Below are 13,269 nucleotides of genomic sequence, written 5' to 3'. Positions count from 1 at the left end.
GACCACGGCCCGTACATCGTTCTCCCTCGCGGGGTGGGCGACACGGTGACGGATCCGCGGACGAGCGGACGGGACGCGGCGTCGCCCCCGGCTGGATCGGTTCTCCCCGGGGACGCCGGCCGGGCCACCGGCGCCGATTGGACCTGTTCCGGCAGCGGCCGTGGCGCCCAGGCTGGAACCATGACCGAACACCGCCGGGAGACCCGCGCCGTCCACCCGCCCGTGATCATGCCCGAGGGAAGCCGCCCGCTCGGAGTCCCCATCTACCAGGGCCACGTGTTCGCCCTCGACGACGCCGACGCGATGGCCGACGCGTTCCAGGATCCGGACGGCGCGTTCTTCTACGGCCGGATGAGCAACCCCACCGTCCGCTCCCTCGAACAGGCCGTCGCGGAACTGGAGGGCGGCGCCGACGCGATGGCGACCGCGTCCGGCATGGGCGCGATCAACGCGGTGCTCATGGCGACGCTCCGCTCCGGCGACCACGTGATCGCGCAGTCCTCGCTCTACGGCGGGACGTACGCGCTGCTGGGCGACCTCGCCGAGCGGTGGGGGGTCGAGGTGGACTTCGTCTCCGGCGCCGATCCCGCCGAGGTGCGCGCGGCGCTCCGGCCCCGGACCCGGCTGCTGTACCTGGAGACGATCGCCAATCCGTCCACCCGGGTCGGCGACCTGCCCGCGCTCGCCGCCGCGGCCCGCGAGGCCGGGGTGCCGACCGTGGTGGACAACACCTTCGCCCCGGTGCTGTGCCGTCCGATCGAGCACGGCGCCGACATCGTCGTGCACTCGATGACCAAGTACCTCGGCGGGCACGCCGACGTCGTCGGCGGCGTGGCGGTGTTCGCCGACTCCGGCCGGCACCGGCGGGTGTGGGAGCACGCGCTCGAACTTGGCGCCACCCTCGCGCCGCACTCGGCCTGGCTGGTGCTGCGCGGCCTGGCCACGCTGCCGATGCGGATCGCGCGGCAGAGCGAGACCGCCCTCCTGCTGGCCCGGCGGCTCGACGCGCACCCGGCCGTCGCCGCCGTCCACCACCCGGGGCTGCCCGGCCATCCGCAGCACGAGCTGGCGTCGCGGCTGCTGAGCGGGGGCGGCGGCGGGGTGCTGTCGTTCGAGCTGGAGGGCGGACGGGAGGCCGGCCGCGCGTTCATCGAGTCCGTGCGGCTGGCCTCGCTCGCGGCCTCGCTCGGCGCCGCGGCGACGCTCGTCCTGCACTCGGCGAGCACCTCCCACCGGCGGCTCGACGCCGCCGCGCTGCGTGCCGCCGGGATCGGGGCGGGGACGGTCCGGGTCGCCGTGGGCCTGGAGCACCCCGAGGACCTGTGGAACGACATCGAGCAGGCCCTCGCCGCCACCGCCGCCGCGCCCGCCGCCGCGTCCGCCGAGCGGGCGTGAGGGCGGGCCGCTAGAGGTAGAAGCCGGTCGCGGACGCGGGGACGTCGCGTCCCTCGGGACGCTTCTCGCCCTTGCGCATCGCGGCCAGCTCGGCCAGCGTCGCGCCGTCCGGCCCGATGCCGTGACGGTCCGGCCGGCCGGCCGGACCGGCCCCCTCGACGCCGTCCCCGTCGCCGCCCTCGGTGCCCTCGTCCAGCCACGCGACCGACTCGGCGCGGGTCAGCGGGCCGACCTCGATCTGCGCGAGGCAGCGCCCCGGACGGACGACCGCGGGGTGCAGCCGCGCCAGGTCCTCGTTGGTGGTGATCGCGACCAGGACGTCGCGGCCCTGCCCGAGCATCCCGTCGGTGAGGTTGAGCAGCCGGGACAGGCCCTGCCCGGTGGACGCCTTGGCCTCACCGCGGATCAGCTCGTCGCAGTCCTCCAGGATCAGCAGCCGCCAGCGCCGGTTCTCCTCATCGTCATCGTCGCCGACCGCCACCTCCATCAGGTAGCTGGGCGTGCCGAACAGCGCCTCGGGGTCGAGCACGCAGTCGGCCTGGCACCACGTGCCCCAGGACCGCGCGAGCGCCCGCAGCGCGGTGGTCTTGCCGGTGCCCGGCGGCCCGTGCAGCAGCAGCAGCCGCCCGTTGACCTCCTCCCGGGTCATGCCCATGACCCGGTCGAACGCCTCGGCGACCGGCGCGGTGTAGTTGCGCCGGATCTCGGTCCAGGTGTCGGCGGAGATGGCCCGCTCGGTCCGGATCGGGCCGCGCCCGCCCAGGTGCCAGAAGCCCATCTCGACGTTGGTGTCGTCGGTCTTCGGCGGCTCGGTGGCGTCGCGGACGCAGTCGGCCAGGACCGACTCGGCCAGCTCGTCGCTGATCGCCGAGACCGCCACGTAGGCGCTGCCGTGCTTCCACCGGTTGGTGAGCAGCGTCCAGCCGTCGCCCTCGGCGAGCACCGACTCCTTGCCCTTCTCGTGCGCGACGCGCAGCACCCGGGCGCCGTCCGGGCGCAGCGGGGCGTCGGCCTTGACGTGATCGAGCTGGGTCGACCGCGACCACGGCTGCGCGCCGGACGCGAACGGCCGCATCGACAGCACGTCCATCACGTCGGCGGGCGAGTTGCCGTCGTTGAGGTTGAGCACCACGGGCAGCGTCAGGCCCGCCCCGGGGTCGGCGTCCGATTCCCGGGGCTCGACGAGATGCAGGATCTCCTGCGGCCTCTCCCGTGACATGGTCATGGTTTCGATGATCAGCCCCGCCGGCGGGTGCCGTCCACCGATTTAGCCTGTCTGCTTCGTCTCGTCGGACGGCCCGGCGCCGTCCGCCGCCGGCGCCGCGCCCTCGTCCGCGGCCTTGCCCGTGCTCTCGGCCTGGGGCTGGGGCTGGGCCGGGCCCGCGACCGCGGCCTCGGTCGTGTCGACGGACGTGACCGTGTCCCCGGGCTTGCGCAGGTCGGCGGCCTTGCGGGCCGCCGCGGCGGCCTTGGCCTCCACGGCCGCCTTGGCCTCGGCCTCGCGGACCTCCCTGGCCTGGTGGGCGGCCTTGCGGTCGGCGGCCTCCTTGAGGTCGAGCGCCTCGGCCTCCTCCGGGGTCGGCGCCGATCCGCCCAGGTAGGCGGGCTGCCACCAGGTCTCGCCCGGCTTGGGCTCCTCCGGGTACTCGCGCTGCGCCTGCTCGAGCAGCTCCGACATCCGGTGGTGCAGTTCCTCGGTGACCTTGTCGTAGTCGTCGCCGCGCTTGGGGTACATCGGCTCGCCGATGAGGATGGTCACCGGGACGTTCCGCTGGAACAGCCGCTTCTTGTGGCCCTTGGTCCACATCCGCTGCGGGCCCCAGATCGCGATCGGGATCAGCGGCACCTTGCCGGCGACGGCCATCCGCACCGCGCCGCTCTTGATGTCCTTGACCGTGAACGAGCGGCTGATCGTCGCCTCGGCGAAGACGCCGATGATCTCGCCGCCCTTCAGCGCGGTCAGTGCGGCCTTGTAGGAGGCGGCCCCTGCCTCCCGGTCGACCGGGATGTGATGCATCCCGCGCATCAGCGGCCCGGCGATCCGATTGTCGAAGATCTCCTTCTTCGCCATGAACCGGACCAGCCGCTTCGCCGGGTGGGTGGCCAGCCCGGCGAAGATGAAGTCGAGATAGCTGACGTGGTTGCTGACGAGCACCGCGCCTCCGGTGCTGGGGATCCGGTCGGTCCCTTCGAGACGGAACTTCACGTTGAGCGCCTTGAAGAGCGCCAGCGCCGTCTTGTTCACCGGCGGGTACACGATTTCGGACATGGATGAACCGTACTTGAGCCGGAGGTCATCAGCGAGGCGACCCATCCACCCGGACCGGACGATGGATCACACAACGGCCCGGAACTCTGAGAAGGTTGGGTTGTGACGTGATCCGGTGAAGGGGGATGAGCATGGAACCGTTGGACGCGGCCGCGGATGTGCACGCGCTCATCCGCGACCTGCTTCCCGCGGTGGCGCCGACCGCCTGGCTCGACTCGGGGACCTCCGAAGTGGTGCTGCCCGTCGGGCGGTCCGAGGCGCGGGCGTCCACCTGGACGGCGCTGGAGCGCTGCGCCCGTGAACCCGCCCCCCAGTGGCCCGTCCTGGTGGAGGAGTGGGTCCGCGAGGTCTGCGACCGCGCGTTCCTCGCCGTCGGTGAGATGGAGCTGTTCGGCGACGTGCGCGAGCTGCTGCGGCTGCGCATCGTGCCCAAGCTCGCGCCGCGCGACCGCGAGGGCCTGGTCGTCGTCCCGGCCGGAGACCACTTCGACGCGATGGTGATGATCGAGCACCCCCGCTACGGCGGCCCGCTGACCAAGGCCCGCGCCGGGCTGCTCGGGCTCCGCAAGCTCGGATATGTGATGACCAACACCCACGACCGCGAGCTGGCCGACGTCGAGGTCCGCGACCAGCCGCTGCTGCCGGGCCGCAACGTCCGGGTGGTGACCAAGCCGGGCAGCCGCTACGTGTCGGCGCTGCTCAGCGAGGTCGACCAGTTCCTTCCCGGGCCGAACACCCGCGGCGCGCTGGTCGGGGTGCCCTGCCACAGCACGCTGCTGCTCTACCCGATCACCTCCACGGCCGTCCGCGAGGTGCTGCCGGTCTTCGCCGACGTGGTCGCCGAGATGCACGTCGCCGCCGAGGACCCGTGCGCCCCCGGCGTCTACTGGAGCCACGGCGAGCGCCGGCTCACCCCGCTCGCCGGGGGCGCCGACCTGGAGGGCTCGGGCGAGTTCGCCGCCCTCCTGCGCCGTCTCCCCGAGGGCTGACCCTCCAGGAGAGGAGCCCTCGGGGGCCTGTCTCAAAGTGCCCGAGCACGGTCAGCGCCCCGAGCCGCCAGGCGAGGAAGCTGGGCCGAGCTTGAAATCAGGGGAGCTTCCAGTCCACGGGGGAGGCGCCCTGCTGCTCCAGGAGCTGGTTGGCGCGGCTGAACGGGCGGGAGCCGAAGAAGCCCCGGTCGGCAGACATCGGGCTCGGGTGCGCGCTCTCGATGCAGGGGACGCCGCCGAGCATCGGCTTGAGGTTGCGGGCGTCGCGGCCCCACAGGATCGCCACGAGGGGCCGGCCGCGCGCGACGAGCGCGCGGATCGCCTGCTCGGTGACCTCTTCCCAGCCCTTGCCGCGGTGCGAGGCGGGCTTGCGGGGCAGCACGGTCAGCGACCGGTTGAGCAGCAGCACGCCCTGCCCGGTCCACGGCGTCAGGTCGCCGTTGGACGGCTGGGGGAGGCCGAGGTCGTCGTGCAGCTCGCGGTAGATGTTGATCAGGCTGCCGGGCAGCGGCCGGACGTCCGGCGCGACCGAGAAGCTGAGCCCGACCGGATGGCCCGGGGTCGGGTAGGGGTCCTGCCCCATGATCAGCACCCGCACCTCGTCGAACGGCTGGGTGAAGGCGCGCAGGATGTGGCCGCCGGCCGGGAGGTAGCGGCGTCCGGCGGCGGTCTCGGCGCGGAGGAAGTCGCCCATGGCGGCGATCCGTCCCGACACCGGTTCCAGCGCGGTCGCCCACCCGGCCTCGACGACGTCCGCGAGTGGTCGTCCCGTCATGGTCGACCACCCTAATGCCGTGATCGCGGCGGTGCGGTCGGAACGCGGCGGGGCGGCGCGGGCGTTCGTCCGCCGCGACGGGCCGCGGGAACGCAAAGGGTTGTCCATGGGTCGGCGGGCCGTCCGGATGAATGGGGCGAAACATCCCGTTAAGTCCGTGTTACTTTCCGTGCACACTCATTGACCCGGCGGTGCGGGGCCGCGTAACTCCTTGAGGAGGAAGGCAGGCGCAGGACAGGCGCAGAACCAGCGGACGGAACCAGCATGAGCCAGTTGACCACCGTGGACGCCACGTTCCTCAACGCGGAGACCGCCACCGTGCACCCCCACATCGCCGGGCTCGGCATCGTGGACACCGCCTCGTGCCCCGGCGGCACGCTGACCGTCGCCGCCCTGGCGGACCTGGTCCGGCGGCGCGCCCATCTCGCCGCCCGGCCGCTGCGCCGGCGGCTCGCCCCGGTGCCGCTCGGCCTCGACCGCCCCTACTGGGAGGACGATCCGGACTTCGATCCCGGACGGCACATCCGCGAGATCGCGCTGCCCGCGCCGGGCGGCGACGAGCAGCTCGGCGACGCCGTCGCGATGCTGCACGAGACGCCCCTGGACCGGACCCGCCCGCTTTGGGAGATGGCCCTCGTCCACGGCCTGGCCGGGGGCCGCACCGCCGTGTACGTCAAGGTGCACCACGCCGCCATCGACGGCGTGACGGCCGCCGAGACCCTCGCCGCGCTGCTCGACCTGTCGCCGGAGCCGCGCGAGGTGCCGGCGGGCGACGCCGAGCCGCAGCGGGCCCCGCACGCGGCCGGCATGGTCGGCGCCGGCCTCCTCAAGGCCGCGCTGCACCCCGTCCGGACGGCGCTGTCGGTGGCGCGCACCGCCCCCTACCTCGACGAGATCCCCGGCGTCGGCGCGCTGCCGGGCGCCGGGCTGGTGGCGCGGGCCGTCCAGGGGGCGCTGCGCCGCGACGAGGTGCCGCCCGCGCCGCGCGCCGCCGCCCCGTCCACCCCGTTCAACCAGCCGGTCGGGCGCCGGCGCTCGGTGGCGTTCGGGGAGCTGTCGCTCGCCGAGGTCAAGCAGGTGCGCGAGGCGCTCGGCGGCAGCGTCAACGACGTGGTCATGGCGCTGTGCGCGACCGCCGTGCGCACCTGGCTGGACAAGCGCGGCGAGCTGCCCCCGGGCCCGCTCGTCGCGGGCGTCCCGGTGTCGCTGCGCCGCGCCGGGCGGGACGCGGACGACACCGGCAACCAGATCTCGATCATGAGCGTGCCGCTCGCCACCCACCTCGCCGACCCGGCCGAGCGCTTCGCCGCCGTGCGGTGCGACATGGACCTGGTCAAGCGGCGGTTCACCGCCTCGTCCGGGGTGTGGGTGCGGGAGCTGAGCGGGATCCTGCCGGCGGTGGTCGCCGGGCCGCTGATCCGGCTGGCGATGCGGGCGCCGTTCCGCCCGATCAACCTGATCGTCTCGAACGTGCCGGGGCCGCAGTTCCCGCTGTACCTGTGCGGGGCGCGGGTGCTCGGCTACTACCCGGTCTCGGTCGTCAGCGACATCACCGGCGGCGTCAACATCACCGTGTTCTCCTACGACGGCAAGATTGACATCGGCGTGGTCGCCTGCCGGGACCTGGTGCCCGACCCGTCGGAGCTGCTCGACCACCTCGCCGACGCCCTCGACGAGCTGAAGGACCTCACCCGGGAGTGATCCCGAGGACGGCGCGGTGCCGCCACGCGAGGCCGAGCGCGGCGGCACCGGCCGGCTGCATCGGCTCGGGGACCGTCCCGTCGAACGGCGCGACCGAGACCCGTCCCTCCGCGTTCACCTCGACCAGCCCGCCGAACAACTCCCCGAACGCGGCGTCGTCGAAGACCGCCACCGTCAGGACGTCCAGCGCCATCGTCAGCGGATCGACGCCGAGCCCGAGGCAGTGCGCCCGCACCCGGCCGTCCCGCCGGGCCCCGGTCAGCGCCCGGTGGAACGGCCACGCCTCCTGGTCGAACGCCTCGCCGTAGTCCTCATCGCCGCCGAGCAGTTCCTCGGCGTACTCGCGCACCATGGTCCGCCACAGGTCGAGATCGGCGGGCCCGCCCGTGAGCGGCTGGAAGCCGCCGACGGGCATCACGTGGTGGAGGCCGCCCGCGTGCGCGACCTTCGCCGGGTCGCGCCAGTGCAGCACGTACGATCCGGACGCCGTGACGGTCAGCGTCGTGATCGCGGAGAGCGCGGGGCGGCGGGACAGGTCGCGGGGGTCGCCGATCCGCCGCCGCAGCGGCAGCCCGGGGACCCCGGCGGCCAGCTCGTGCGCGACGGCCTCGCCGATGTCGACGCCGTCGAAGTACCCCGCCGGTCCGAGCCGCAGCACGCCCCGGCCGGACGGTGCCAGGTCGGCGGCGAGGAGCCGGTAGAAGGGGCGGTCCTCGAACACGGCCGGGGCCGCGAGCGCCGCCATCGCCTCGGCGTACGTCGCGAACCCGTCCGGCAGCCCGTCCGCGGGCGCCGCCACCGCGGGCGGGGCCGGGGCGGCCTCCCATTCCAGCCGGACGTTCTCCAGGGGGATCGGCGCGTCCGGGATCCACTCGGGACGGGTCAGCAGCGCGGTGCCCGCCACGCGCGGGACGCCCGGGTACAGGGCGCCCGCCGTCCGGCCGAGACCGGCGCGGTCGCCGTTCAGGAGGGCGCGGTCCGCGCGCCACCGCTCTCGGCTGAGGCTCATGCGGTCACTCCTTCCCTCCGCGCGGGACGACCAGACCGGACTCGTACGCGGTCACGACGGCCTGGACCCGGTCGCGCAGGCCGAGCTTGCGCAGCACCCGGCTCACGTGCGTCTTGACCGTCTCCTCGCCCACGACCAGGCGCGCGGCGATCTCCGGGTTCGACAGGCCCTCGGCGACCAGTCTCAGCACGTCGGTCTCGCGCGGCGTCAGCGCGGCGGGCGGCGGCGCGGCCGGACGGGGCCGGAGCCGCGCGAACTCGCCGATGAGGCGGCGGGTGACGCTCGGCGCGAGCAGCGCCTCCCCGGCGGCGACCACCCGGACGGCGTCGAAGAGCCGCTCGGCCGTCGCGTCCTTGAGCAGGAACCCGCTGGCGCCCGCGACCAGCGCGTCGTAGACGTGCTGGTCGAGGTCGAAGGTGGTCAGCATGACGATCCGCGGCGCGGCGACGCCCGGGGCGGACGCGGTGGACGTCATGGACGTCATGGACGCGGTGGACGCGGCGGCGCCGGTGATCCGGCGGGTCGCCTCGATCCCGTCCATGACCGGCATCCGCACGTCCATCAGCACGACGTCGGGGCGCAGCTCGCGGCACACCCGGACCGCCTCGGCGCCGTCGGCCGCGGTGCCGGCCACGGTGAGGTCGGGCTGGGTCTCCAGGAGCGCGCCGAACCCGGCCCGCACCACCTCCTGGTCGTCGACCACGACGACGCGCACCGGGGGCGCGCTCATCCGGCCGCCTCCGTCGTCGCCCCGTTGGTGGTCGTGGCGGCGGGCAGCGTGGCCTCGACGAGGAAGCCGCCGGTGGGCGCGGACCCGGTGCGCAGCGCGCCGCCGACCGCCGCGGCCCGTTCGCGCATCCCGAGCAGACCGTGCCCGCCGCCGGCGCCGTGCCCGCCGGCCGGCGGGCCGGGGCCGTTGTCGCGCACCCGCAGCCGTAGCGCGTCCGCCGCGTACTCGACCTCCACATCCACGGCGGCGCCCGGCGCGTGCCTGCGCACGTTGGTCAGCGCCTCCTGGACGATCCGGTACGCGGTGAGCTCGACGCCCTGGTCGAGCGGCGCGACCCGGCCCTGGAGGATCAGGCGGGCGCTCACCCGGCACGAGTCGCGGGTCTCGTCGATCAGGTCGAGGAGCTGGCGCAGCCCCGGCTGGGGCCGCCGGGCACCCTCGTCCGGCCCGGCGTCCTCGCGGAGCACGCCGAGCAGCCGGCGCATCTCGGTGAGGGCCGTCCTGGCGGTGTCGCCGATCGCGAGGAGGCGCCGCGCCCCGTCCGGCGGCATCCCGGGCACGGCCAGCCGGGCGGTCTCGGCCTGCACCGAGATCATCGAGATGTGGTGGGCGACCACGTCGTGCAGCTCGCGCGCGATGCGGGCCCGTTCGCCGCGCGCGGTGAACTCCAGCAGGGTGCTCTGGGCGGCCTCCCGGGACGCGTTCCGCGCGGCGGCCTCGGCGCGGGCCCGCAGCACCCGGCGCCGCACGAGCAGCGACCAGACGACGACCAGCGCGGCCAGCCCGGCGAAGGCCGGGGCACGGTACAGCGCGCAGGCGGGCGCCGCCGACGCCGTGATCAGCGCGCCGGCGGCGGCCGGATGGCCACGCACCACGGCCAGCGGCACCGTCCCGCACACGCTCACCAGCAGGGCGAGGGGGAGGACCACCTCGGAGCCGCCGGTCCGGAGCACGGTCTCGGCGACCGCGAGGGCGCCGAGCGCGATCCCGACCGCCGGCGGCCAGCCGCGCAGTGCACCTGGCTGCTTCACATCCGTCATTGTGGCCGACCCGCGTCCGCGCCGCGTCCCCCGGTGCCGGGCCCGCGGCGTCCCTCGCGTGAGGGACGCGGCGGGGATCGTCCCCCGGTCGCGGCCGGTGAAGTCGGCTCCCTGGCGGGACGACCTGGACCGCCCGCGATTCCTAGGCTCCAGGGCATGAAGGCAACCATTGAGGTGAGCGGGCTGCGCAAGCGGTACGGGCCGACCGTCGCCGTGGACGACTTGTCGTTCACGGTCGCCCCCGGGAGGGTCACCGGCTTCGTCGGGCCGAACGGCGCCGGCAAGTCCACCACCATGCGGATGATCCTCGGCCTGGACCGCCCCGACGCGGGGACCGCGCTGATCGGCGGCCGTCCCTACCGGAGGCTGCGGTCCCCGCTGCGCGAGGTCGGCGCCATGCTGGACGCGGGGGCGGTCCACCCCGGCCGCCGCGCCCGCGCCCACCTGCGGTGGATGGCGCACTCCAACGCGCTGCCCGTCCGGCGGGTGGACGAGGTGCTCGACATCGTCGGGCTGTCCGGCGCCGTGGCGGGCCGGCCGGCCGGCGGCTACTCGCTCGGCATGCGCCAGCGGCTCGGCATCGCCGCCGCCCTCCTCGGCGATCCGCCGGTGCTGATGTTCGACGAGCCCGTCAACGGCCTGGACCCCGAGGGCATCACCTGGATCCGCGGGCTGCTGCGGTCGCTGGCCGCCGAGGGGCGGGCGGTGCTGGTGTCGAGCCATCTGATGAGCGAGCTGGAAGGCAGCGCCGACCACCTCGTGGTGGTCGGGCGGGGCCGGGTCATCGCCGACCGCGGCGTGCGCGAGCTGCTCAGCGCCGCGTCCGGCGACCGGGTGCTGGTCCGCACCGGCCGCAGGCAGGAGGCGATGACCGTGCTCGCCCGCGCGGGCGCGGTCGTCGCGACCACCGGCCGCGACGCGCTGACCGTCTCGGGCGTCCCGGCCGAACGGATCGTCGCCCTGCTCACCGGGGACGGCGTGCCCTTCTCCGGGATCACCGAGCACCGCGCGACGCTGGAGGAGGCGTTCATGGAACTCACCCGGGATGCCGTCGACTACCGGTCCTCCCGGACGGAAGCGGGGGAGGGCGCGTGACGACCGCGACGACCGCTCCGCCGCCGTACCGGAGCACGGTCCCCGAGTCCCGCCGGGCCGGATTCGGCGGGCTGCTGCGCGCCGAGTGGACCAAGCTCTGGTCGGTGCGCCGGTGGACCCTGGCCCTGCCCACCGCGATCCTGCTGACGATCGTGGTCGCGCTGCTCTCCGCGGCGGGCGGCAGCGCGGTGAAGGCGGGCGGCGGCGGTGGCGGCGGCGGTGGCGGGAAGAGGCCGCCCGGCACCGTCCACCCGTTCAACGACGGCGGCGGTTTCGTGCACCGGCCGCTGGCGGGCGACGGGACCGTCACCGCGCGGGTGACCGCGCAGCGCGCGAGCCACCCGGAGGCCAAGGCCGGTCTCATGATCAGGCGGGACGGCCGCCGCGGCGCCCCGTACGCGGTGATCGCGGTGACGCCGGGCCGCGGCGTCCGGCTCCGGTCCGGCGTCGGGACCGACCTGGGGGGCGGCTCCGGCCCCGTCCCGCGGTGGCTCAGGCTGACCCGTTCCGGCACGTCGGTGACCGGGTACGCCTCGTCCGACGGCGCCGCCTGGAGGCGCGTCGGGACGGTCGAGGTCGCCGGGCTGTCCGGCGCGGCGCAGGCCGGGCCGTACGTCGGCTCGCCCAGCGCGATCAAGGTCGAGCGGCGGTTCGGCGGCGAGAGCACCTCCGAGGTGCCGACCGAGGGATCGGCCACGTTCGACCGGGTGGACGTCGCGCCCGCCGGGGGCGCGCGGCCGGCGCCGTGGGTCCGGCGGGACCGCGAGACCGGCGCCGACGCCCCGCTGGACCCGGCGGACTCGCCCCGGGCCGGTGCCCCCTTCACGCTGGCCGGGTCCGGTGACGTCGGGCCGGACGAGTTCGCGCGCGACATCACCGAGACCGCGCTCGCCGGCGTGCTGATCGGGCTGATGGCGGTCGTCGCGCTCGCCGTGCTGTCGGTCACGTCCGAGTACCGGCGCGGCATGATCCGGACGACGTTCGCCGCGACCCCGGCGCGCGGCCGGGTGCTGGCCGCCAAGGCACTGGTGCTGGGCGCCGCCGCGTTCGCCGCCGGGCTGGCCGCCGCCGCGGGCGCGCTGCTGATCTCGTTCCCGGTCATGCGCGGCAAGGGGCTCGCGCCGCCGCCGGTCACGGAGTGGCCGGTGCTGCGGGCGGTGCTCGGCACCGCGCTGCTGCTGGCGCTCATCGCGGTGCTGAGCGTGGGCGTCGCGGTGATCCTGCGGCACGCCGCCGCGTCGATCACGGTGCTGCTGCTGGTGCTGCTCGTCCCGCAGATCGTCGCGACCGGGCTGCCGCTGTCCGCCGCGACGTGGTTGGAGCGGCTGTCCCCGGCCGCCGGGTTCGCGATGCAGCAGACCGTGCCCCGGTACGACACCGCGCTCGGCCCGTGGGCCGGGCTGGGCGTGCTGGCCGCCTACACCGCGGCCGTGCTAGCCGCGGCCCTCTGGCTGCTCCGCAGGAGGGACGCGTGAGGCACGCCCTCCACGGGGAGTGGACCAAGCTGCGCACCCTCCCGTCCACCGGCTGGCTGCTGCTGGCGCTGGCCGTCTCCACCGTGCTGGTGGGGGCGGCCACCACCGGGGCCGTCGACACCTCGCACTGCCCGGCCCCGGCCGGGTGCCTGGAGGACACCACCCGGCTCAGCCTCACCGGCGTCCGGCTCGGGCAGGCCGCGGCCGTCGTGTTCGCGGTGCTCGCGATCGGCGGCGAGTACGGCACCGGGATGATCCAGATCACGCTGGCGGCCGTCCCGCACCGCCCCCGCGTGCTGCTCGCCAAGGCCGCCGTCGTCGCGGCGGGCGTGCTCGCGGCGGGGACGCTCGGCGTCCTCGGCTCGCTCGCGGCGGGCCGGGCGCTGCTGCCCGGCAACGGGTTCACCGCCGCCAACGGGTACCCGCCGCCGTCCCTCGCGGACGGTCCGACGCTGCGGGCGGCGGCCGGGACCGTGCTCTACCTCGTGCTGGTCGCGCTCCTCGCGCTCGGCGTCGGCGCGGTGCTGCGCGACACCGCCGCGTCGGTCACGGTCGTGCTGACCCTGCTCTACGTCTTCCCGGTGATCACCAGGTTCGTGACCGACCCGGACTGGCACGAGCGGCTCGACCGGATCGCGCCGATGACGGCCGGGCTGGCGATCCAGACCACCATCCGCGGCGCGGGCCCCCCGATCGGGCCGTGGACCGGCCTCGGCGTGCTCGCCGCCTACGCGGCGGCGGCGCTGCTGGCCGGCGGGTGCGTGCTCGCGGCCCGCGACGCGGATTGACAA

General features: G+C 75.3%; 12 protein-coding genes. 6 read left to right on the top strand and 6 right to left on the bottom strand.

Annotated features, from left to right (window positions below):
- The first annotated feature begins 180 nt into the window (after positions 1-180).
- Entirely contained in the window at positions 181-1,395 is a 1,215-nt protein-coding gene (locus OHA34_RS15810; RefSeq protein WP_285941940.1) for a trans-sulfuration enzyme family protein, read from the top strand.
- Positions 1,396-1,405: 10 nt separating this feature from the next.
- Here the strand turns inward: OHA34_RS15810 and OHA34_RS15805 are convergent, their stop codons facing one another.
- Together OHA34_RS15805 and OHA34_RS15800 are read right to left on the bottom strand one after the other, a co-directional pair.
- Positions 1,406-2,620 carry a DUF5925 domain-containing protein gene (locus OHA34_RS15805; protein ID WP_285941939.1) on the bottom strand — a complete coding sequence of 405 codons (1,215 nt, stop codon included), beginning with the start codon at positions 2,618-2,620 and terminating at the stop codon, positions 1,406-1,408.
- 42 nt (positions 2,621-2,662) lie between these two features.
- Positions 2,663-3,664 carry a lysophospholipid acyltransferase family protein gene (locus tag OHA34_RS15800; protein ID WP_285941938.1) on the bottom strand — a complete coding sequence of 334 codons (1,002 nt, stop codon included), beginning with the start codon at positions 3,662-3,664 and terminating at the stop codon, positions 2,663-2,665.
- A 131-nt stretch (positions 3,665-3,795) separates the two neighbouring features.
- On the opposite strand from OHA34_RS15800, the gene OHA34_RS15795 reads away from it, so the two are divergent.
- Positions 3,796-4,653, top strand: coding sequence for a hypothetical protein (locus tag OHA34_RS15795; protein WP_285941937.1), 858 nt, complete (start codon positions 3,796-3,798; stop codon positions 4,651-4,653).
- Positions 4,654-4,750: 97 nt separating this feature from the next.
- On the opposite strand, the gene OHA34_RS15790 is transcribed toward OHA34_RS15795, so the two are convergent.
- The gene (locus tag OHA34_RS15790) at positions 4,751-5,428 is read right to left on the bottom strand and encodes a uracil-DNA glycosylase (RefSeq protein ID WP_285941936.1); all 678 of its coding nucleotides are present in this window, start codon (positions 5,426-5,428) and stop codon (positions 4,751-4,753) included.
- A gap of 264 nt (positions 5,429-5,692) precedes the next feature.
- On the opposite strand from OHA34_RS15790, the gene OHA34_RS15785 reads away from it, so the two are divergent.
- On the top strand, positions 5,693-7,129 hold the full coding sequence (locus OHA34_RS15785) for a WS/DGAT/MGAT family O-acyltransferase (protein ID WP_329522062.1): 1,437 nt from the start codon (positions 5,693-5,695) through the stop codon (positions 7,127-7,129).
- On the opposite strand, the gene OHA34_RS15780 is transcribed toward OHA34_RS15785, so the two are convergent.
- Genes OHA34_RS15780 through OHA34_RS15770 form a run of 3 tightly spaced genes read right to left on the bottom strand, consistent with a single transcriptional unit; the run spans position 7,116 to position 9,899 of the window.
- Positions 7,116-8,138: a hypothetical protein gene (locus OHA34_RS15780; protein ID WP_329522061.1), complete on the bottom strand. Its 1,023-nt coding sequence runs from the start codon at positions 8,136-8,138 to the stop codon at positions 7,116-7,118. The two genes, OHA34_RS15785 and OHA34_RS15780, sit on opposite strands and share 14 nt — an antisense overlap.
- Before the next feature lie 4 nt (positions 8,139-8,142).
- Positions 8,143-8,868, bottom strand: a complete 726-nt coding sequence (locus tag OHA34_RS15775) for a response regulator transcription factor (RefSeq protein WP_329522060.1) — start codon at positions 8,866-8,868, stop codon at positions 8,143-8,145.
- Positions 8,865-9,899 (bottom strand): sensor histidine kinase, encoded by a 1,035-nt coding sequence (locus OHA34_RS15770; protein WP_329522059.1) that lies wholly within the window; start codon positions 9,897-9,899, stop codon positions 8,865-8,867. Before OHA34_RS15770 ends, OHA34_RS15775 begins: the two co-directional genes overlap by 4 nt.
- A 165-nt stretch (positions 9,900-10,064) precedes the next feature.
- Between OHA34_RS15770 and OHA34_RS15765 the strand changes: the two genes are divergently transcribed.
- The 3 genes from OHA34_RS15765 to OHA34_RS15755 are packed head-to-tail and all read left to right on the top strand — an operon-like array spanning position 10,065 to position 13,266.
- Positions 10,065-11,003, top strand: coding sequence for an ABC transporter ATP-binding protein (locus tag OHA34_RS15765; protein WP_329522058.1), 939 nt, complete (start codon positions 10,065-10,067; stop codon positions 11,001-11,003).
- Entirely contained in the window at positions 11,000-12,478 is a 1,479-nt protein-coding gene (locus OHA34_RS15760) for an ABC transporter permease subunit (RefSeq protein ID WP_329522057.1), read from the top strand. The genes OHA34_RS15765 and OHA34_RS15760 overlap by 4 nt, the downstream gene beginning before the upstream one ends.
- Positions 12,475-13,266: an ABC transporter permease gene (locus OHA34_RS15755; RefSeq protein ID WP_329522056.1), complete on the top strand. Its 792-nt coding sequence runs from the start codon at positions 12,475-12,477 to the stop codon at positions 13,264-13,266. The genes OHA34_RS15760 and OHA34_RS15755 overlap by 4 nt, the downstream gene beginning before the upstream one ends.
- The last annotated feature ends 3 nt before the right edge of the window (positions 13,267-13,269 follow it).

Source organism: Spirillospora sp. NBC_01491, assembly GCF_036227065.1.
Taxonomy (GTDB): Bacteria; Actinomycetota; Actinomycetes; order Streptosporangiales; family Streptosporangiaceae; genus Spirillospora; species Spirillospora xylanilytica.
The sequence above is the reverse complement of the archived record's forward strand: the minus strand, read 5'-3'. Positions and strand labels throughout refer to the sequence as shown.

Coding starts and splice junctions, on each gene's coding strand:
- OHA34_RS15810 (WP_285941940.1), top strand. CDS start 181: ATGACCGAACACCGCCGGGAGACCCGCGCCGTCCACCCGCCCGTGATC.
- OHA34_RS15805 (WP_285941939.1), bottom strand. CDS start 2,620: ATGACCATGTCACGGGAGAGGCCGCAGGAGATCCTGCATCTCGTCGAG.
- OHA34_RS15800 (WP_285941938.1), bottom strand. CDS start 3,664: ATGTCCGAAATCGTGTACCCGCCGGTGAACAAGACGGCGCTGGCGCTC.
- OHA34_RS15795 (WP_285941937.1), top strand. CDS start 3,796: ATGGAACCGTTGGACGCGGCCGCGGATGTGCACGCGCTCATCCGCGAC.
- OHA34_RS15790 (WP_285941936.1), bottom strand. CDS start 5,428: ATGACGGGACGACCACTCGCGGACGTCGTCGAGGCCGGGTGGGCGACC.
- OHA34_RS15785 (WP_329522062.1), top strand. CDS start 5,693: ATGAGCCAGTTGACCACCGTGGACGCCACGTTCCTCAACGCGGAGACC.
- OHA34_RS15780 (WP_329522061.1), bottom strand. CDS start 8,138: ATGAGCCTCAGCCGAGAGCGGTGGCGCGCGGACCGCGCCCTCCTGAAC.
- OHA34_RS15775 (WP_329522060.1), bottom strand. CDS start 8,868: ATGAGCGCGCCCCCGGTGCGCGTCGTCGTGGTCGACGACCAGGAGGTG.
- OHA34_RS15765 (WP_329522058.1), top strand. CDS start 10,065: ATGAAGGCAACCATTGAGGTGAGCGGGCTGCGCAAGCGGTACGGGCCG.